The sequence below is a fragment of the Lacticaseibacillus daqingensis genome (assembly GCF_003946115.1).
Taxonomy (GTDB): Bacteria; Bacillota; Bacilli; order Lactobacillales; family Lactobacillaceae; genus Lacticaseibacillus; species Lacticaseibacillus daqingensis.
The window spans coordinates 79,308-97,034 of the sequence record NZ_RHOH01000006.1; the positions used below are offsets into that span (position 1 = coordinate 79,308).

Consider the following 17,727-nt stretch of genomic DNA (forward strand, 5'->3'; position numbering starts at 1 on the left):
ACGAGGACACGATTATGCGCGGAATGGGCAACATGCAAGGTATGATGAAGCAGATGAAGAAGCTTCAAAAAGAAATGACGGACACGCAAGACGAGCTGAACCAGACCACCTTCACGGCCAGCTCCGCCAGCGACATGGTCACCGTGACCTTCACCGGCGACAAGAAGATGCAAGACATCGCGATCAAGCCGGAAGCCATCGACCCAGATGACCCGGACATGCTCCAAGACCTCGTGCTGGAAGCCGTCAACGCGGCCCTCAAGCAGGTGGACGAAACGACCCAGGCCAAGATGGGCAAATACACACGTGGGTTGGGCATGTAAAACCAGAGCGAAGTGGCGCGGTTATGAGGGTTGGGCTAAGTCAGCCTGACGCTTGCGCCCGTACTTAGGCGCGAGTGGCAGGATGGCTTAGACCGCACCCTCATGCGCCACGTAGCTCGACGAACCAGAGCAGCGCAAAGCGTACTTAGCAGGTCAGCTAGCCTAGCCATGACGCTTGCGTCCGCACTTAGACGCGAGTGGCATGGCGTAGCTAGATGCACCTGCGTTGCTTTGCGGCACTCGACGAACCAGAGCAGAGTGGTGCGCACTTAGCGGGACGGGTAGCCTAGCCACGGTGCTTGGGGCGTTCTTGGCCCCGAGTGGCATGGCGTAGCTAGCTGCTCCCGCGTTGCGCCACGGCGCTCGACGAAGAGCGGAAAGAAGTAAGCACGCCTTGCTGCGGAGTTCGGCAAAGCCGAACGGAAGCAAGGCGGAAAACCCGAGGCCAGAGCCACTCGGTGAAAAGTCCGCACTGACAGCTTGCGCCCGTGTTGTTTGCGGTGCGCAACAAAGAAGAAAAAGTAGGGAGCAGGAGGCAGCACATGCAATACCCAGACCCCATTGCCAAGCTCATCGACAGCTACATGAAGCTGCCGGGCATCGGCAACAAGACGGCCACGCGGTTGGCGTTTTATACCATTGATATGAACAAGGATGACGTCGAGGCCTTCGCCAAGAGTCTGACAGCGGCCAAAAACGACCTGCACTACTGCACCATCTGTGGCAACATCACAGATGAGGACCCGTGCGAAATTTGCCGGGACAAGGGCCGCGACCAAAGCACTATCCTCGTGGTGGAGCAGGCCAAAGACGTCATGAGCATCGACCGCACCAACGAGTACCACGGCCTGTACCACGTTTTGCACGGGGTGCTCAGCCCGATCGAAGGCCGCGGGCCGGAAGACTTGAACATTGAGAACTTGATCAAGCGCCTGCAGGAAAATGAGGCAGTCAAGGAGATCATTGTGGCGACCAACGCCACGCCGGAGGGGGAGGCCACCGCGCAGTACCTGGCGCGCCTGATCAAGCCGGCACGCATCAAGGTCACCCGGCTGGCCCACGGGCTGGCGGTTGGCTCGGACATTGAGTACGCCGATGAGATGACCCTGCTCAAGGCGGTTGAAGGACGCACGGAGATCTAAGCGGGAGGCGAACGCCATGTTTTTTAAAAAACGGCCCAACATCAAAGAAGAAGCCGACCGCGAGCTGATGCAAACCGTCGGCCGGGTGCGGGAACACATGGCGAGCCAACGCAAGCTCGTGGCGACTTTCCGCGAGGTCGACGAGGCGACCCGGTCGCAGATCAGCCTGCAAGAGGGATTGTTCGACTTCCTGCACCGCGAGGCCCGCACGCGTCAAGTGTCGGGCAAGCTCGTGGCCGAGATGGCGGCGCAACAGCTGCAGGCTGAGAATCAAGTCTGGCAGGGTGGCCGAAAGTGATTTCAAGAGGCGGTCAGCACGCGCGCTGACCGCTTTTTTAGCACCGAAATGCTTTCCTTCGTGGGTGCAATCGCTGGCAGTTTCAAGTACACTATAAGTAATACGAGAAAGAAGGCAACCTGTTGGTCGACACATTCATCACGTTCGAAGGCCCGGATGGCGCGGGCAAAACCAGCGTCTTGACGGCGCTCATCCCGCAACTGGCGGCGCACCTGACGCGCCCCGTTCACCTGACGCGCGAGCCCGGTGGCGCCCAGATCTCCGAGAAAATTCGTGAGCTGATCCTGGACCCCGAAAACACTGCGATGGACGCGCGCACCGAGGCGCTGCTGTACGCGGCGTCGCGGCGCCAGCATCTGCGCGAGGTGATCGTGCCGGCCCTTGACGCCGGTGAGGTCGTGGTCTGTGACCGCTTCGTTGACAGCTCCGTGGCTTATCAGGGCGCGGGGCGGCAGATCGGGGAACAGGCGGTGCTTGAGATGAACCAGTTTGCCACTGATGGCATTCAGCCGGGGTTGACGCTGTACTTGGATGTCCCCAGCGAGATCGGGTTGGCGCGCATCGCGGCACACCGCACGAGCCGTCAGTTCGACCGGCTCGATCAGGAATCGCTGGCCTTTCACCAGCGCGTGCGGGCGGCGTACCTGCGTTTGGCGCAACAGGAACCTGAGCGCATTCACACCATCGATGCGACGCAGCCGATGGCGCAAGTGGTGGCGGATTGTTTGGCCACCCTGCAGCATTTTTTGACCGACAGTTGGCAGTCACGTTAGGTGAGATAGAGAGGAGAAAAACGCATGAAGCTGATTCTAGCGATCGTTCAAGACAAGGACAGCAACCTGCTGTCTAGCGAGTTCATCGACAACAACATTCGCGCCACCAAGTTGTCGACGACGGGCGGCTTTTTGAAGTCCGGCAACACGACGTTCATCATCGGGATCGACGATGAGCGGGTGCCGGAAGTCCTGCAGATCATCAAGGAAACCGCGCAGACGCGGGAGCAGTTCATGACGCCACCGGTAAACCTGGACGCGACCTCTGACGCCACGATGGCTTACCCGATCGAGGTGCAGGTCGGGGGCGCAACCGTCTTTGTCCTGCCGGTCGACCAGTTCCTGCACTTCTGATGCCCGCGATCACAAGCCTGCAGCCGCGGCTCGTCGCGCAGTTCGACCAGATCGTGGCGCGCGCGCAGCTGAGCCAGGCGTACATCTTCAACGGGCCCAGCGGCACCGGCAAGGCGCAGTTGGCTGAGTGGCTGGCGATGCGGCTGTTTTGCGAGAACCTGCAGGCCGGCATGCCCTGCGGTCAGTGTCCGGAATGCCAGCGCATTTTGACGAAAAACCACCCGGACGTGGTGTGGCTGACCAGCGACGCCAAGAGCATCAAGGTGGACGACATGCGCGCGCTGAAGGCCGAGATGAGCAAAAGCGGGGTGGAAGGCAACCAGCGTGTCTTCATCATCACCGATGCGGACAAGCTGACCGCCGGCGCGGCCAACAGTCTGCTCAAGTTCTACGAGGAGCCGGTGCCGGGGATGACTATCATCCTGACCACGACCACCAAGAACCAGCTACTGCCGACCATTTTGTCGCGGGCACAGGTGATCAACTTCCCGGCGCCGCCGCGCGACACCGTGGCGGCCGAGCTAGTCGAAAGCGGCGTGCCGGCGCGCCTGGCTAACCTGGCCGCGCACCTGACTGTGGATGTGACGGCGGGGCAGGCGCTGGCGGCGGACCCGAACTTCGAGCCGCGCCTGACCAAGGTGCTGGCGCTGGTTAGCAAGCTGACCAACCACGATGACACCGCGTTTGTGGCGGTGCAAACCACACTGATGCCGCTGGCCAAAAGCCTGCCCGACCAGCAACAGCTGCTGGCCATGCTGGCGTTGGCCTACGCTGATGCGCTGAACCGCCACTATGAGGTGCCGACCACCGGCGCGTACGGCAACGATGCGACGATCCAGGTGCTGGCGGCGCAACCGGCGCGGCGGTTGAGTGACGGGCTGGCGGCCGTTTTGGCGGCACAGATCCAGCTCAGCCAGAACGTCACGTTTCAATCGACCCTTGAGGCGTTGGTGCTTGAGCTTTTATAATCGATTCGACAATTGAGGCGGCCGCAGCGCTGCCTTTCTTTGAACCATGCGGTGGAGGTATCTGATGGAGAAAAAAGCACTCTATGATGGATTCGTGGCGCTGGAGCAGCAGACGCAGGCCATCTTAGATCAGCTCAAGGCGCTGAAGACGGACATGGGCGGTGTGCTCGAAAAGAACGCGGAGCTGGAGATCGAAAACCGGCACCTGCGCGAGCACTTGCAGGAGCTGCAAAAAAATGCGGACCACAAGTCGACCGGGGCGGCTGAGCTGTCGAAGTCCAAGCTGAACCTGGAGAACCTGTACGAGGAAGGCTTCCATGTCTGTCCGTACATGTACGGACAGCGCCGCATCGACGATGAGCCCTGCGCCTTTTGCCTCGACATTATTTATGGGGAACACTAATGACCTTAACCCAGCAAAAAAGTTTCGCGCCGCATGACACCGGCACGCTGTACCTCGTGCCGACGCCGATCGGCAACTTGGAGGACATGACGGTGCGCGCCGTGCACACCTTGCAGCAAGTCGATCTGATTGCCGCCGAGGACACGCGCAACACGCAGAAGCTCCTGAACCACTTTGAGATCACGACTAAGCAGATCAGCTTCCACGAGCACAACACGCAGGCCCGCATTCCGGAGCTGCTGGCCAAGCTGGTGGCCGGGCAAAGCATCGCGCAGGTGTCGGACGCGGGGATGCCGTCGATTTCGGACCCCGGCAAAGAGCTGGTGCGGGCGGCCATCGATGCCGGCCTGCCCGTAGTGCCGCTGCCCGGCGCCAACGCCGCCACCACCGCGCTGATCGCCTCAGGACTGCCACCGCAGCCGTTCATGTTCTACGGCTTTTTGCCACGCAAGGCCAGTGAGCAACGCGCCGCCTTGGCCGCGCTGAGCACGCAACCGCAAACCGTCATCTTCTACGAGTCCCCGTACCGGTTAGCCAAGACGCTGACGACCATTGCGGACGTGTTCGGCGACCGCGAGGCGGTGCTGGCGCGCGAGTTGACCAAGAAGTTCGAGGAGTTCAACCGTGGCACGCTCTTAGAGTTGGCCGACTGGGCAGCCGACAACGCCCGCGGTGAATTCGTCGTGATGGTGGCACCGGCCCCGGAGCAGGCCCCGACGGTCAGCGATACGCCGCTGCGCGACCAAGTGCTGGCCCAGATCGCCGCCGGGGCCAAGCCCAATCCGGCCATCAAGGCCGTGGCCAAGGCCAACGGCGTGCCGCGGCAAGTAGTGTACAACGCATACCATGAATTGGAGGCGCCTGATGATCTATGAGGAACCAGTGACCGTGCCGTTTTTCCTTGGTACGAAAACCGGGGCGCTGAGCCTGGCGACCCTGGTCAATGTGATGCTGCTGGGCTCCGAGCACCAGCTCGACCAGCTCGGCGCGGGGATCGCCGCCCTGAGCCAGTTCGGCGCCGGTTGGGTGATCACGCAGTACCACCTGGACGTGACCCGTATGCCGCGCGTCGAGGAGCCCCTGACGGTGGGCACTGAGGCCAGCGCCTATAACAAGCTGATGACCTACCGCGAGTACTGGGTCAAGGACGCCAGCGGTAACACGCTGGCAACGATGAGCGGTGCGTGGGTGATGATGGACCTGACCACGCGTAAGCTGATCCCCATCATCGAAGCCTTTGCCGAGAAGGTGCAGGCGGTCAAAACCACCAAGGTGCGCCGCTATCCCCGGCTTCCTAAGCTGACCGAGTGGCAGCGGCAAGTGCCGTACCGCGTGCGCTACTTTGACATCGACGGCAACGGCCACGTCAACAACACGCACTACTTCGAGTGGCTGGAGGACGCGCTGGGCGCCGAGTTCCTTGACGCGCATCGGCTTGCGAGCGTGGACATCAAGTACGCCCGCGAAGTCGCGTACGGCAGCACTGTCCAGTCCGCCGTCACCGTGGCTGGCCTGACCACGCATCACCAGATCAGCACCGGTGCGGACGTGAATGCCGAAGCCATGCTGACGTGGCGCGAAGCCTAAGCACAGTAAAAAGCGTGAGGCGCAGACCCGAGTTCGGTCTGCGTGCTCACGCTTTTTGGTTGGTCTTTTGGGGGAAGACCGCGTCAGGTTGGGTTATGCGCGCTTGCGGCGATCGCCGGCCAAGCCGAAGAGGGCGGCAATGACAGTGGTGAGACCCAGGCCGCTGAGTGCGACAGCCTGCTCACCACCAGTTTGTGGCAGTGCCCGCTTGGCTGTTTGCCGCGTCATCTGCGTGCGGGGGCTGCCAAGCGTGACGGGCACCTTGATCACGGGCTTGGCGGCCGTTGCCACAGGCGTGTTCGGTTGAGGTGAAGGCTGGCGCCCCTCAACGTTCGTCACTTCGACCGTTGGCGTTTTGCCAGGGACGAGTGGTTCGGTTGGGGTCGCGGCTTCCACTGAGTCGGTTGGGGCCGATGGCTTCGTGGCCTCCGCCGGCTCAGTGGGGTCCGTTGGCTTCGTGGACTCGACTGGCTCAGTGGGGTCCGTTGGGCCGACGGATTCAGGGGTCGGGCTTGGCGTCGGGGCATTCGGCTGAGCGCCGACCCGCTGCATCCAGGCTTGCTCACCTGCGCCAAAGCCGGCGCGCATTGCGGCGATTTCGCCTTCAGACTGGTTGGCCAAGGCGCGATCTGGCAGCGCACTGGCGCCGTGCTGACCGATCCACAGGCCCAGCGCATACGCCGCGCGTTCGGCTTCGCTGTGACCGGTTTGATCACCCGTCGCTTGCGCAGTGGCATCTGTGATCGGCGTGACCTGCTGCGGGTGCCGTTGTGCCCAGAGCTGCTGGCCAGCGCCAAAGCCTTGGCGCATCGCTTGCTGGGCCTCGGTCGTTAAACCGCTCAGCAGGCTGGCCGGCAGCGTCGCAGCACCGGTTTGACCGATCCGCAGCCCCAAAGCATAGGCCTCGACTTCACTTTGGACGTGGCCGGTTGCGTTCCCAGCTTGGTTCGCGGCATCAGTAATGGGCCCCGCATGGTTGAAGTCAGGTCGGCCAGCACCCGTTGGATTGCCGTTATTCAGGTTAGCGGTGTCAGTGATCGGTCCGGCATGGTTGAAGTCAGGTCGCCCGGCCCCAGCCTGGTCGCCGTTGTTCAGGTTGGCGGCGTCGGTGATGGGCCCGGCGTGGTTGAACTCTGGTCGCCCGGCCCCAGCCTGGTCGCCGTTGTTCAGGTTGGCGGCGTCGGTGATGGGCCCCGCATGGTTGAAACCAGGGCGGCCTGCGCCAGCCTGGTCGCCGTTGCTCAGGTTGGCGGCGTCGGTGATGGGCCCGGCATGGTTGAAGTCAGGACGGCCTGCGCCAGTTTGGCCGCCGTTGTTCAGGTTATTGGCGTCAGTGATTGGCCCGGCATGGTTGAAATCAGGGCGGCCTGCGCCAGTTTGGCCGCCGTTGTTCAGGTTATTGGCGTCAGTGATTGGCCCGGCGTGGTTGAAATCGGGGCGGCCGGCTCCGGCCTGGTCACCGTTGGGTTGATTCAGGGCATCTGGACTGAGTTGGGTGAGCGCTGGGGTCGCCGTAGCGGCTGCAACGGTGTGGCCATTCAGCGCTTGGAAGCTGAGCAACGTGCTTGCTGCCAGTGCGGCGGTCACCCAGCCGCGGCGGGTCTTCTTCAGTTTCTTGGTGCTGGTGTGGTCTTTCATTTGTCTCCTCCTAGTCGCGAGTTGTGATGAGCGAATCATCTGGTTCAGTATATGGGGTGGCTTGACAGGTGGTCAATCAGAATGGTGTAAATATATATTCAAAAAACCTTCTCTAATTCGATTGACCATTATTTTCGGCATAAATTAGTATTAATCCGTTCTCATCTTAGGTGTCACTTTATGGCGGAAATATCATTAGCGTGCGGTCGTAGCGGATTGCGAGGATTATAAATTGTGCGCAACGCAAACGGTTGCGGCCTGGGTTTGCCACTGAGCCGCCACGAAGATGTTATTCAATGGGGGGGTTGTGTTAGGTTCATGGCGAGTTTGCCACGATTGGTCAGAAACTGGCTTGGCGCATCAAAAAAACCGCATGAGCCTTCGATGACGAAGGTTTCATGCGGTTTTTGTTATCTCAGAATCAATCGCTTGTGCGCAAGCGGTGTGGTGACTAAATCAGGCGCGGTTTTAATCTGTTTGCCCAGATTGTCGATCAATCCGTGCAACTCCTGGGCATCTTGCAGCGGCCAGGCGGCAACGGAGTGGGTGGCGGCGAAGAGCTTCGCGTAGCTCGCAAACGGCTGCCCGAGCCAGCCGAATAGTCGGCGGGCGTACTGGTCGCCGACGAAGGTCGGCTGGTCGAAGACGTAAAGGCGCATGGCATCCGCCGTTTCGGCCCCAATGCCGCGCAGGCTCAGCAGGGTTTGGCGCAGCTCGGCCGGGGGCATGGCCGCGGGTTGAGTCAGGTCAAAGTCCCACTGCGCGAGCCAGTCCCACAACCCCATCAAGGCACGACTCTTGTTTTGGTAGAAGCCGCTCGGCCGAATCAGCTCGATCAGGGTCGCCTGGGGCAGCGCGTGCAGGCGGTGCGGGTCAAAGGCGGTGACCTGGCGGAGGTTGGTCAGCGAGCGGTCGACGTTTTGCCACGCCGTGTTTTGCACCAGAATGGCGCCGACCGCGATCTCTATCTTGGAGTCGGCGGGCCACCAGCCGGAAGGGCCGAGCCACTCGGCCAGCGTGTGGTAAAGCGCGGTGAGGTCGAGCTCAGCTGATGGCATTGTTCACGTAATCGGCGAGCACTGCGCCTTGCTTGCCGTTGCTGAGGCCAACGATCAACTTGATGCGTGCCTTCTGCCCGTTCAACCCCTGGCAGAAGATCACGCCCATCTTCTTCAGGTTGACGCCACCGCCTTCGTAATCGTAAAAATCCTCGGCCACGCCGTTGAAGCAGCGTGACACCAAGACTACGGGGACGCCGCGGTCAATGAGGCGCCGCAGTGCCGGCAGCGTTGCCGGGGGTAGGTTACCGGCCCCCAACGCTTCGATCACAAGGCCCTGGGTGCTGGTCGGTAGCGCGTCAAAGAGCGTGCCGTCCATGCCCGCAAAGGCTTTGAGCAAGAAGACCTTGGCGATGACGTGGTCGATCCGACAGGCCTGCTGGTTGATGAGCTCCTGAAAGAAGCGCACGCCGTCCTTGTTCACGAGGCCAACCGGGCCAAACGTCGGTGTGCGGAAGGTGGCCACATTAGTGGTGTGCGTTTTGGTCACAAACCGGGCGGTGTGGATCTCATCGTTCATCACGACCAAGCAGCCCTTGTGCCGGGCACCTGCGCTGGCCGCAGTCCGGATCGCGCTGAGAAAATTGTAGCGGCCGTCTGAGCCGATTTCGTTGGCCGACCGCATGGCCCCAGTGACGACTACCGGAATGGTCGGGTCCAGTGTGAGATCGAGAAAGTAGGCGGTTTCCTCCAGCGTATCGGTACCGTGGGTCACTACGACCCCGTCGATGCCGGCAGCTTCCGCCTGGCGAATGCGCTGGCTCAGGGCCAGCATATGTGCGGGTGTGACATGCGGCGAGGGCAGGTTGAACGCCTCCTCGCTAGTTACTTCAATGCCCTCAAGGTGGGCCGAAAGATCGAGTAAAGGATTGATGGCGCTTGGCACCACATCGCCGGTGTCTGTTGCGGTCATCGAAATCGTGCCGCCGGTGTGTAACGCAAGAATGTGTTTCATGTGGAACCTCCGTTGATAGTAGCTTCAGGGTAGCACGCAGGTGCGATGCTGACAATGATGGGGATTGGGCTGAAAGCGCGGGTTTGGCCGGTGTGGGGTAGTAGGGCGCGCTTCCGCTCAGCTTTCCGGTTTTCAACGAGTTGCGTTGCGCTAAGTGTGCGCCACGTCGCTCTGGGGGTACAAAAGAGGCGTGCGACCAGGCCGCACGCCTATATGAGGGAAACCCGAAACGGGTTGTTGGTACTAGGTGGTTACTAACTGTTAGTTTAGCCTTGGGCGATTAAAGCCGGCGGGGGACTCACAAGGGAAATGAAAAGAGTTTTGTGTGAGACAACTCATAACTCGCTAATTATTCACTTGTGCACAATGTTGCACTTTCTGTCGCGACAGGTATGATAGGTGAGTACCATAAATCTAAGGAGTAGACGTCAACGCGTTAAGTGCCGCCGGAACGGAATGTGAACGGTGGACGAAGACTGCAGTCGCGGTGTTGGCGCCGCATTCGCCTAGTTTTTTTAGGCGTCTCCTACCAAAGGAGATTGTCATCATGACAGTATTATCATTTACCAGCCCCAAGTTTTCGAGTAAAGCCATTGTGTATATGGGTTTGCTGGTGGCCATGCAGATCGTGCTGGGTCGCTTCTCGTTTGGCACCAGCTTTCTGCAAGTGAGCCCGGCCTTCTTCGCCACGATCCTGATGGGTTACTACCTCGGCCCATGGCTGGGTGGGCTCACGGCCGCGCTTGCCGATCAACTGGGTGCCTGGCTGTTCATGCCGGGCACGAACTTCCCGGGTTTCACCCTGTCGGCCGCGTTGGCCGCGATCCTCTATGGGATGTTTTTCCACCAAAAAACGGTCAGTGTCTGGCGGACGCTTCTGGCGGTGTTCTTGGTCCTGCTCATCTGCAACGTCTTTTTCACCACCCTGTGGTTGGACATGATGGGGACGCCGTGGCAGGGGATCATCGGCATCCGCGTGCTCAAGAACATTGTGATGTTGCCGATCCAAACCTTCCTGGCGTACAGCACGCTGAAGGCGGTCGAACGCATTCGGCCGCGCCTGAATTTCTAAACCGACTCAAGCCGCCACGAATTGTGGCGGCTTTTTTGCTGCCTGCGCGGCCCTGGGGCGGCGCACGCCCAATACCGCGGCGTGGTCCCGTGTGGTAAACTAGGGGGATAAATCAAAGGAGTGGACGCAATGAAAGTGTTGGCGCTTGATACGTCGAATCAGGCGATGAGCGTGGCGGTCATGGTTGACGGCCAGCTGATGGCCGAAGAACTGCTGAACCGAAAGAAGACGCACAGCGAGCAGCTGCTGCCGACCATCAGTCGCCTCCTGCAGGCTAACGCCTTGGCCCCGAGCGACCTGGACCGGGTGGCGGTGGCAGACGGGCCGGGGTCGTATACCGGCATTCGCATTGCGGTGACCACGGCCAAGACGCTGGCGGCCACGCTGAACCTTGAGTTGGTCGGCGTGTCGAGTTTGGCGGTGCTGGCGGCGAATGTGACGCGCACGCGCAACCTGATCGTGCCGCTGATGGACGCCCGGCGCCAAAACGTGTTTGCGGGTGGCTACCAGTGGGACCGCGGTCAGCTGGTCAACGTGCTGGTCGATCGGCATCTGGCGCTCAGCCAGCTGCTGGACCAGTTGCGCCTGCTGAACCAGCCGGTCACCTTCGTGGGGGCGGATGTGCCGCAGTTTCGCGCCACGATCGAAGAAGCGCTCGGCAGCGCGGCCCACTTTGTCGATGCGATCGACGCGCTGCCGCACGCCAGCCGCCTTGCCCAGTTAGGGGGACACGCGGCTCCAGTTTCCCCCATCACGTTCGTGCCGCGGTACCTGCGCCTGACCGAGGCGGAGACGAACTGGCTGAAGACGCACCATGCAGAGAGGCACGCGCCTTATGTTGAAAAGGTTTAAGTCGTGGTTCGACCCAGAACCACCGATCGAGTTGACGTTTCGCCCACAGGTGCTGGCGGTCAAAGGAACGACCTACCAGCTACGGCGAATGACGAACCTAGATATTGACGCAGCGCTTGAAATCGAGCGCGCCGTGTACGGGGAGACGCCGTGGGACCGGATCGCGTTTTTGTCCGAGCTGCGCAAGGTGCATCAGTCCCTGTATTTAGTGGTGTTGCGTGATGACGAGATCGTGGCCTTTGTCGGCTGCTGGTTCACCAAGGCAGAGGCGCACGTGACGAACATCGCGGTGGCGCCAAGCGCGCAGCGGCGGGGCATCGGTGAGGCGCTGATGGAAGTGATGCACGCTAAGGCGCTGGATTTTGGCAGCGCGCAGATGACCCTTGAGGTCCGCACGGACAATGTGGCGGCTCAGGCGCTGTATCACAAGCTAGGGTTCAAGGACGGCGCCATCAAGCGTGGCTATTACGTGGCCGATCACCAAGACGCGATGGATATGTGGCGCCGGCTGGACGAGTAGGAGAATGAACATGCAAGAACGCGAACTAATTTTGGCTTTTGAAAGCAGCTGCGATGAAACCAGCGTGGCCGTGATCGAAAACGGCGACACGATCCTGAGCAACATCATCGCCACGCAGATCAACTCGCACAAGCGCTTCGGCGGCGTGGTGCCGGAGGTGGCCAGCCGCCACCACGTTGAGCAGATCACTGAGGTCATCAACTTGGCGCTGGCCGAGGCCAAGGTCGATTACCCGGACCTGACTGCCGTGGCGGTCACGTACGGCCCTGGGCTGGTGGGGAGCCTGCTGATCGGTGTGACGGCGGCCAAAACCGTCGCCTATGCGCACAGCCTGCCGCTGATCCCGGTCAACCACATGGCGGGGCACATCTACGCGGCCCGCTTCGTCAAGCCGCTGCAGTACCCCCTGCTGGCGCTGGTGGTGTCCGGCGGGCACACGGAGCTGGTGATCATGAAGGCCGCGGGCGACTTTGCCATCATCGGCGACACGCGCGATGATGCGGCGGGCGAGGCGTACGACAAAATCGGCCGGGTGCTGGGCATTCCGTACCCGGCCGGCAAGGAAGTGGACCGCTTGGCCCACCTGGGGCAGGATACGTTTCATTTCCCCCGCGCCATGGATGATTCTTCGGACTTGGACTTCAGCTTCAGTGGCCTGAAGTCCGCGTTCATCAACACGGTGCACCACGCCGACCAGATCGGGGAGACGCTGAACCGCAACGACCTGGCCGCCAGCTTCCAGGCCGCCGTGGTGGACGTCTTGGTGCACAAAACCTGCCGGGCGCTGGCCGCCCATCCGGTCAGCCAGCTGGTCGTGGCCGGCGGGGTCGCCGCTAACCAGGGGCTGCGCGAGGCGCTCAGTGCGGCGCTGGCCGTGCAGTTCCCAAATGTTGACTTGATCGTGCCACCGGTGCGCCTGACCGGCGACAACGCCGCAATGATCGGCGCGGCCGCCCATGTTGAGCTGGCGCATGGCCACTTGGCGGATGAAAGCCTCAATGCGGTACCCGGGTTGAACTTCGCCCACGCCTGAAAGAATGACAGAAAGCCGCCTGCGGGAGGCTTTTTTGTTTTGGCTTCAATTCTGGCCGAGCCGAAGCATGGCGGGCAAATGTGCTAAACTAAAATGAAAGAAGCGATGAAAGGATGTAGCCATGAAGTCACAACATAACGGGGTACTGCTTCTAGTCACGGTGACGTGCGGCGTGCTCGCGGGACTAGGCGCGGTGGCGCTGAGTCTGTTCTTGGAACTGGTCACGCACGTCTTGCTCAACTTTACTGAAACGGCGGCGCACCCGGCCGCGCTGGCCGTGAGCCCGGTGCGCCGGGTGGCGGTGCTGGTCGGTGGCGGCCTCGTGGCGGCGATTTTGTGGTGGTGGGTGCGCAATCGCATGCGGCCGACCGTCAGCGTCAAAAACGCGGTGCACGGGCAAACGATGCCAGGGGGCACCACGGTGGTGCACACGTTCACGCAGATGCTGTTCGTCGGCGCGGGCGGATCGGTCGGGCGCGAGCTCGCCCCGCGCGAACTTGCCGCGATGCTGGCGCAGTGGTGGCAGCGCGTTTTGGTCCGGTGGGGGCTTCAGTTGAGTGCGGCCGACCAGCACTTGATTGTGGCTGCGGCGGCCGGCGCCGGGTTTGCTGGCGTCTACATTGCGCCGATCACGGGGATGCTTTTTGCCGTTGAGATCCTCCTGCAGCGCGTCTCGCGCCGAGCCGTGGTCGTCAGCCTGACGATGTCGGTGATCGCGACCTTCGTCGGCGCAACGCTCAAGGGCTTCAAGCCGTACTACCTACTGGCGAGCACGCCGTTCAGTCCGCGGCTGGCCGTGGCGTTGTTGGCGGTCGGGCCGGTTTGCGGCGTGGTGGGGGCAGTGTTTCGACGGGCCATTCAGTGGGCCGCGGTGCGTCAGGCGCAGCGGCGGCCGCTGTTGTGGCAGCTGCCCCTAGCAGCGCTGGCAACAGGATTGATCGCGATCGTGTTCCCACAGGTGTGCGGCAACGGGCGCGCGTTCGCCCAGCTCGTGTTCGATAACCGCCTGACTGCACTGGTGCCGCTATTGCTTCTCGGGGCACTGGTCAAAGCGTTGGTGACCCTGATGAGTATTGCGGCCGGCGCGGCCGGTGGCACCCTGACGCCGTCCATCGCGGTGGGCGCCGCGGTTGGGGCCGCCGTGGGCACGGCCATCAACCTTTGGGTGACGCCGGTGGTCGTGTGGCAGTGCGCCGTGGTCGGCGCCGCGGCCGTTTTGGCCGTGACCCAGCAGGCGCCGTTGATGGCGATGATGATGGTGTTTGAGGTCAGCCACCTCAGTTACGCCGCACTCCTGCCGCTGGCGCTGGGCATTGCCCTGGCAATGGTGGTGGCCAACTGGTTCACCGACACGCGCACGCTGCCACCTGAAACGGTGGGGGAAACTGAAACCGCCGACCTGCTTCAGAGCAAAGGCGAGGCGCTCTTGGCGGCTATAAAGCATGCGGCGGATCATTAGGCGACACAATAAAGCGGCCCACTCGTTGGCGTGAACGAGTGGGCCGCTTTGGTGTGTGGGGGTCACAGCTCCTCCAGTTTGAGGCTGGCCTCCTCCCAGGCGTCTTCGGTTGCGGCGACCTGAGCGTTGACGGCATCGAGCTGTTCCTGCAGGTCCTGCATCTTGACGTAATCCGTGAGGACGGCTGGGGCGGTCATGGCCTGTTGCAGGGTCTCGGCCTGTTCGCTCAGGGTGCTGAGCGTGTCTTCCAGCTTAGCGACTTCGCGTTCAAGCTTGCGCTGCGCTTTTTGGTCCTGTTTGCTTTGCTGGTAGTCGCGCTTGGCTTCACTTGCGACCGGTGCGTCTGCGGTGCCGGTGGCCTCGGCGGCCAAGGCGAGCTGCTCCTGCAACTTCTCCTGGTAGTAGTCCCAGTTGCCGAGGTACAAGTGGCTGCCGGTCGGTTCAACGGCGACGATGTTGGTGGCCAGCTCGTTGATGAAGTATCGGTCATGGGAGACGAACAGCACGGTGCCGGCAAAATCGGCGAGGGCTTGCTCCAGCACTTCCTTGGAGTTGATGTCCAAGTGGTTGGTCGGCTCGTCCAGGATCAGGAAGTTGTCGTGCTTCAGCGCCAGCTTGGTCAGCTCCAGGCGCGCTTTTTGCCCCCCGGACAGGTCACCGACGCGCTTTTCGATGTCGTTGGCGTCAAACAGAAAGGCGGCCAGGGCCGAGCGGATGTCTTTTTCCGGCATGGTCGGGTGATCGTCCCAGATCTCATCGATGACGGACTTGTCCCAGTGGAGCTGGTGCTGGTCCTGATCGTAGTACCCGGTGGTGACGTTGGTGCCGAAGCGCGCGCTGCCGGCCAAGAATGGGATCTGGCCGAGCACGCTCTTGAGCAGGGTGGACTTGCCGACGCCGTTGGGGCCGATGATGGCGATCCGGTCACCCTTGTTGACCTGAAAATCGATGGGGCCGGCCATCGGTTCCGCCGCCGAATACCCCACGGTGGCCTGGCGCACCTGCAAGACCTCGTTGCCGCTGACCTTTTCCGGCGTGAACTTGAAGTGAACGGTTTTCTCTGGGCCTTCGGGGCGCTCAAGGCGGTCCATCTTCTCCAGCTGCTTGCGCCGGGCCTGGGCCTGCTTGGTGGTGCTGGCGCGCACGATGTTCTTGTCGACGAACTCCTGCAGCTTGTTAATCTCTTCCTGTTGCTTCTCATAGGCCTTCCACGCCAAGGCGCGGTTCTGGTCTTTTTGCTTGAGGTAGCCGCTGTAGTTGGTCGTGTAGTGGACGGCGCGGCTGGCGGTCAGCTCGTAGATCTCCGTGACCACGTGGTCGAGGAAGTACTGATCGTGGCTGACGGTCAAAAGCGCCCCGGCGTAACCGCGCAGGTAGCCTTCAAGCCACGTCAGGGTGTCGATGTCCAAGTGGTTGGTCGGCTCGTCCAGGATGATCAGGTCGTGGTGCTCCAGCAGCAGTTTGGCCAGCGCCAGGCGCGAGCGCTCGCCGCCGGACAGGGTGTGGATCGGCATCTCCCAGGTCGCCTCGGGAAACTTGAAGCCGGTCAAAACGCCGCGGATCTCGGCCCGGTAGCCGTACCCGTTGTTGGCCTCAAAGTCGTGTTGGAGCTGGTCGTACTGATGCATCACCTGCTCGAACTGCGCGGGGTCGTTGGCCAGCGCCGGGTCGGCGATCTGTGCTTCAAGGGCGTGCATCCGTGCCTCCATCGCGATCAAGTCGTCGAAGATGGTGAGCATTTCGGCAAAAATGGTGCGGCTGGAGTCGAGGCCAGAGTCCTGGGCCAAGTAGCCGACTGACATGTTTTTGCCGGTCGTGACCTGGCCGCCGTCCGGTGGGTTTAGTCCCGCCAGAATTTCCAGCAGGGTGGTCTTGCCGATCCCGTTGGGGCCGACAAGACCGATGCGGGAATTAGTTTGCACTTCGAGGCTGATGTTGGTGAACAAGTCGTTGCCGTCGAAGCTGCGCCCAACGCCTTGGGCTTGCATGATGATCATGGTATCGTGTCCTTTCGGTGCATTTGATTCCAGTGTACCATACCACCGGCAAGACATTTGTGAAAAAAATTGAGCAAGCTGGGCTGGAATGCTTGCAGGTTTTCGCAAAACCGGTTACTATAAAAATGAAAGTATGCCGGTGTTTTCACAAATCGGTCACTCTTCAACCACATCGGCGCCCTTCGCGCCCCATAGGAGGAACATTATGGCAGAAACAATTATTCCAAAGGCCACCGCTAAGCGGTTGCCCTTGTACTATCGCTACCTGAACTTCTTGGCGAACTCAGGCACGACCAAGGTCAGCTCCACCGAATTGTCTGAGGCCGTAAAGGTGGACTCCGCCACGATTCGGCGGGACTTCTCGTACTTTGGCGCGCTGGGCAAGCGTGGGTACGGCTACGATGTCGCGGATCTGATCAAGTTCTTCAAGAAGATCTTGAACCAAGACCGGCTGACCAACGTGGCGCTGGTCGGCGTCGGGAACCTCGGTCACGCGCTGTTGAACTACAACTTCCGTCAGGCCAACAACATCCGGATCAGTGCCGGGTTTGACGTCAACCCGGAGATCGCCGGCACGATTCAAAGCGGCGTGCCCGTGTACCCGATGGCTGAGCTGGCCAACCAGATCCACCAGCAGCAGATCGAGATCGTGATCCTGACCGTGCCTACCGATGCGGCGCAGACGCTGACCGACGAACTGGTGGCAGCGGGGATCAAAGGCATCATGAACTTCACCCCGATCCGCATTTCCGTGCCAAGCTACGTGCGCGTCCAGAACGTGGACTTGGCCACCGAGTTGCAGACGCTGATCTACTTCCTGGATCACTACGGCCCAACGCTGCAGGAAAGCCCGGACGAAGACTAAATGCAAAAGAACGGGGCCCTGACTGCGCAGTCAGGGCCCCGTTCTTTTGCATCGGTGAAATCGTATTTCCGCGTCATGCCAGGGGTTGTCAGTAATAAATAACGAAAAATCGACAGAAATGTAGGTCACCTGTTACACTGACAGCGGCAACTGCCTCGAAGGGGGGTGTTGTCGTGCAGATGATTCTTTTTCAGATCATCGCCCCATTGTCGGTGGGGATAGCTTGTGAGCTATTCGCCTATTGGCCGGATAGGCGACGATGATCGGTGATCAGTTGCCGCCAGCCAACGCGCCTGATGTCAAGGTGAAAAAAGACCCGTCCCTATTCACACTAGGGGCGGGTTTCGTGTTGCCGTGCAACTGATTCTTCCCCCATAATATAGCATGGTTTGCGTTAGCCCGCAAGCAGTGCAAATCAGGTGGGTCGATG

General features: G+C 61.1%; 19 protein-coding genes and 1 riboswitch. Of the genes, 15 read left to right on the forward strand and 4 right to left on the reverse strand.

Features of this window, described 5'->3' with window-relative positions; all coding sequences use genetic code 11:
• Positions 1-14 precede the first annotated feature (14 nt).
• From EKM88_RS08670 to EKM88_RS08710, 9 genes are all read left to right on the forward strand, one after another.
• Positions 15-323, forward strand: a complete 309-nt coding sequence (locus EKM88_RS08670) for a YbaB/EbfC family nucleoid-associated protein (protein ID WP_125705243.1) — start codon at positions 15-17, stop codon at positions 321-323.
• Between the two features lie 542 nt (positions 324-865).
• Positions 866-1,465, forward strand: coding sequence for a recombination mediator RecR (gene recR, locus EKM88_RS08675; RefSeq protein ID WP_125705245.1), 600 nt, complete (start codon positions 866-868; stop codon positions 1,463-1,465).
• A gap of 16 nt (positions 1,466-1,481) precedes the next feature.
• On the forward strand, positions 1,482-1,763 hold the full coding sequence (locus tag EKM88_RS08680) for a YaaL family protein (protein ID WP_125705247.1): 282 nt from the start codon (positions 1,482-1,484) through the stop codon (positions 1,761-1,763).
• Positions 1,764-1,885: 122 nt separating this feature from the next.
• The gene (gene tmk / locus EKM88_RS08685) at positions 1,886-2,536 is read left to right on the forward strand and encodes a dTMP kinase (RefSeq protein ID WP_125705249.1); all 651 of its coding nucleotides are present in this window, start codon (positions 1,886-1,888) and stop codon (positions 2,534-2,536) included.
• A gap of 24 nt (positions 2,537-2,560) precedes the next feature.
• Positions 2,561-2,890 (forward strand): cyclic-di-AMP receptor, encoded by a 330-nt coding sequence (locus EKM88_RS08690; RefSeq protein WP_125705251.1) that lies wholly within the window; start codon positions 2,561-2,563, stop codon positions 2,888-2,890.
• Positions 2,890-3,858, forward strand: a complete 969-nt coding sequence (holB, locus tag EKM88_RS08695; protein ID WP_125705254.1) for a DNA polymerase III subunit delta' — start codon at positions 2,890-2,892, stop codon at positions 3,856-3,858. Before EKM88_RS08690 ends, holB begins: the two co-directional genes overlap by 1 nt.
• 64 nt (positions 3,859-3,922) lie before the next feature.
• Positions 3,923-4,261 carry a DNA replication initiation control protein YabA gene (locus EKM88_RS08700; protein WP_125705256.1) on the forward strand — a complete coding sequence of 113 codons (339 nt, stop codon included), beginning with the start codon at positions 3,923-3,925 and terminating at the stop codon, positions 4,259-4,261.
• The gene (gene rsmI / locus EKM88_RS08705) at positions 4,261-5,136 is read left to right on the forward strand and encodes a 16S rRNA (cytidine(1402)-2'-O)-methyltransferase (RefSeq protein WP_125705258.1); all 876 of its coding nucleotides are present in this window, start codon (positions 4,261-4,263) and stop codon (positions 5,134-5,136) included. The genes EKM88_RS08700 and rsmI overlap by 1 nt, the downstream gene beginning before the upstream one ends.
• The gene (locus EKM88_RS08710) at positions 5,126-5,848 is read left to right on the forward strand and encodes an acyl-[acyl-carrier-protein] thioesterase (RefSeq protein WP_125705260.1); all 723 of its coding nucleotides are present in this window, start codon (positions 5,126-5,128) and stop codon (positions 5,846-5,848) included. Before rsmI ends, EKM88_RS08710 begins: the two co-directional genes overlap by 11 nt.
• Positions 5,849-5,941: 93 nt before the next feature.
• Here EKM88_RS08710 and EKM88_RS08715 read toward each other — a convergent pair whose 3' ends face one another.
• The 3 genes from EKM88_RS08715 to EKM88_RS08725 all read right to left on the reverse strand — a co-directional run bounded on the left by EKM88_RS08715 (position 5,942) and on the right by EKM88_RS08725 (position 9,499).
• Positions 5,942-7,486, reverse strand: a complete 1,545-nt coding sequence (locus EKM88_RS08715) for an LPXTG cell wall anchor domain-containing protein (RefSeq protein ID WP_125705262.1) — start codon at positions 7,484-7,486, stop codon at positions 5,942-5,944.
• A gap of 410 nt (positions 7,487-7,896) precedes the next feature.
• The gene (locus EKM88_RS08720) at positions 7,897-8,544 is read right to left on the reverse strand and encodes an endonuclease III domain-containing protein (RefSeq protein WP_125705264.1); all 648 of its coding nucleotides are present in this window, start codon (positions 8,542-8,544) and stop codon (positions 7,897-7,899) included.
• Positions 8,531-9,499 (reverse strand): asparaginase, encoded by a 969-nt coding sequence (locus EKM88_RS08725; RefSeq protein WP_125705266.1) that lies wholly within the window; start codon positions 9,497-9,499, stop codon positions 8,531-8,533. Before EKM88_RS08725 ends, EKM88_RS08720 begins: the two co-directional genes overlap by 14 nt.
• Before the next feature lie 415 nt (positions 9,500-9,914).
• Positions 9,915-10,009, forward strand: a riboswitch (THF riboswitch).
• Between the two features lie 37 nt (positions 10,010-10,046).
• Here EKM88_RS08725 and EKM88_RS08730 point away from each other — a divergent pair.
• From EKM88_RS08730 to EKM88_RS08750, 5 genes are all read left to right on the forward strand, one after another.
• Positions 10,047-10,571, forward strand: coding sequence for a folate family ECF transporter S component (locus EKM88_RS08730; protein WP_125705267.1), 525 nt, complete (start codon positions 10,047-10,049; stop codon positions 10,569-10,571).
• Between the two features lie 129 nt (positions 10,572-10,700).
• A complete protein-coding gene (gene tsaB / locus EKM88_RS08735; RefSeq protein ID WP_125705269.1) occupies positions 10,701-11,423 on the forward strand; it encodes a tRNA (adenosine(37)-N6)-threonylcarbamoyltransferase complex dimerization subunit type 1 TsaB in 723 nt (240 codons plus the stop codon).
• On the forward strand, positions 11,407-11,943 hold the full coding sequence (gene rimI / locus EKM88_RS08740; RefSeq protein WP_125705271.1) for a ribosomal protein S18-alanine N-acetyltransferase: 537 nt from the start codon (positions 11,407-11,409) through the stop codon (positions 11,941-11,943). The genes tsaB and rimI overlap by 17 nt, the downstream gene beginning before the upstream one ends.
• A gap of 10 nt (positions 11,944-11,953) precedes the next feature.
• On the forward strand, positions 11,954-12,976 hold the full coding sequence (gene tsaD / locus EKM88_RS08745; RefSeq protein WP_125705273.1) for a tRNA (adenosine(37)-N6)-threonylcarbamoyltransferase complex transferase subunit TsaD: 1,023 nt from the start codon (positions 11,954-11,956) through the stop codon (positions 12,974-12,976).
• Positions 12,977-13,097: 121 nt separating this feature from the next.
• The gene (locus EKM88_RS08750; protein ID WP_125705275.1) at positions 13,098-14,435 is read left to right on the forward strand and encodes a chloride channel protein; all 1,338 of its coding nucleotides are present in this window, start codon (positions 13,098-13,100) and stop codon (positions 14,433-14,435) included.
• A gap of 62 nt (positions 14,436-14,497) precedes the next feature.
• Here EKM88_RS08750 and EKM88_RS08755 read toward each other — a convergent pair whose 3' ends face one another.
• Positions 14,498-16,432, reverse strand: a complete 1,935-nt coding sequence (locus EKM88_RS08755) for an ABC-F family ATP-binding cassette domain-containing protein (protein WP_125705277.1) — start codon at positions 16,430-16,432, stop codon at positions 14,498-14,500.
• A gap of 205 nt (positions 16,433-16,637) precedes the next feature.
• On the opposite strand from EKM88_RS08755, the gene EKM88_RS08760 reads away from it, so the two are divergent.
• On the forward strand, positions 16,638-17,297 hold the full coding sequence (locus EKM88_RS08760; protein ID WP_125705279.1) for a redox-sensing transcriptional repressor Rex: 660 nt from the start codon (positions 16,638-16,640) through the stop codon (positions 17,295-17,297).
• Positions 17,298-17,727: the final 430 nt, after the last annotated feature.

What these genes read in the sequence shown, in the direction of transcription:
- EKM88_RS08670 (WP_125705243.1), top strand. Translation starts at nt 15, where the DNA reads ATGCGCGGAATGGGCAACATGCAAGGTATGATGAAGCAGATGAAGAAG.
- recR (WP_125705245.1), top strand. Translation starts at nt 866, where the DNA reads ATGCAATACCCAGACCCCATTGCCAAGCTCATCGACAGCTACATGAAG.
- EKM88_RS08680 (WP_125705247.1), top strand. Translation starts at nt 1,482, where the DNA reads ATGTTTTTTAAAAAACGGCCCAACATCAAAGAAGAAGCCGACCGCGAG.
- EKM88_RS08690 (WP_125705251.1), top strand. Translation starts at nt 2,561, where the DNA reads ATGAAGCTGATTCTAGCGATCGTTCAAGACAAGGACAGCAACCTGCTG.
- holB (WP_125705254.1), top strand. Translation starts at nt 2,890, where the DNA reads ATGCCCGCGATCACAAGCCTGCAGCCGCGGCTCGTCGCGCAGTTCGAC.
- EKM88_RS08700 (WP_125705256.1), top strand. Translation starts at nt 3,923, where the DNA reads ATGGAGAAAAAAGCACTCTATGATGGATTCGTGGCGCTGGAGCAGCAG.
- rsmI (WP_125705258.1), top strand. Translation starts at nt 4,261, where the DNA reads ATGACCTTAACCCAGCAAAAAAGTTTCGCGCCGCATGACACCGGCACG.
- EKM88_RS08710 (WP_125705260.1), top strand. Translation starts at nt 5,126, where the DNA reads ATGATCTATGAGGAACCAGTGACCGTGCCGTTTTTCCTTGGTACGAAA.
- EKM88_RS08715 (WP_125705262.1), bottom strand. Translation starts at nt 7,486, where the DNA reads ATGAAAGACCACACCAGCACCAAGAAACTGAAGAAGACCCGCCGCGGC.
- EKM88_RS08720 (WP_125705264.1), bottom strand. Translation starts at nt 8,544, where the DNA reads ATGCCATCAGCTGAGCTCGACCTCACCGCGCTTTACCACACGCTGGCC.
- EKM88_RS08725 (WP_125705266.1), bottom strand. Translation starts at nt 9,499, where the DNA reads ATGAAACACATTCTTGCGTTACACACCGGCGGCACGATTTCGATGACC.
- EKM88_RS08730 (WP_125705267.1), top strand. Translation starts at nt 10,047, where the DNA reads ATGACAGTATTATCATTTACCAGCCCCAAGTTTTCGAGTAAAGCCATT.
- tsaB (WP_125705269.1), top strand. Translation starts at nt 10,701, where the DNA reads ATGAAAGTGTTGGCGCTTGATACGTCGAATCAGGCGATGAGCGTGGCG.
- rimI (WP_125705271.1), top strand. Translation starts at nt 11,407, where the DNA reads ATGTTGAAAAGGTTTAAGTCGTGGTTCGACCCAGAACCACCGATCGAG.
- tsaD (WP_125705273.1), top strand. Translation starts at nt 11,954, where the DNA reads ATGCAAGAACGCGAACTAATTTTGGCTTTTGAAAGCAGCTGCGATGAA.
- EKM88_RS08750 (WP_125705275.1), top strand. Translation starts at nt 13,098, where the DNA reads ATGAAGTCACAACATAACGGGGTACTGCTTCTAGTCACGGTGACGTGC.
- EKM88_RS08755 (WP_125705277.1), bottom strand. Translation starts at nt 16,432, where the DNA reads ATGATCATCATGCAAGCCCAAGGCGTTGGGCGCAGCTTCGACGGCAAC.
- EKM88_RS08760 (WP_125705279.1), top strand. Translation starts at nt 16,638, where the DNA reads ATGGCAGAAACAATTATTCCAAAGGCCACCGCTAAGCGGTTGCCCTTG.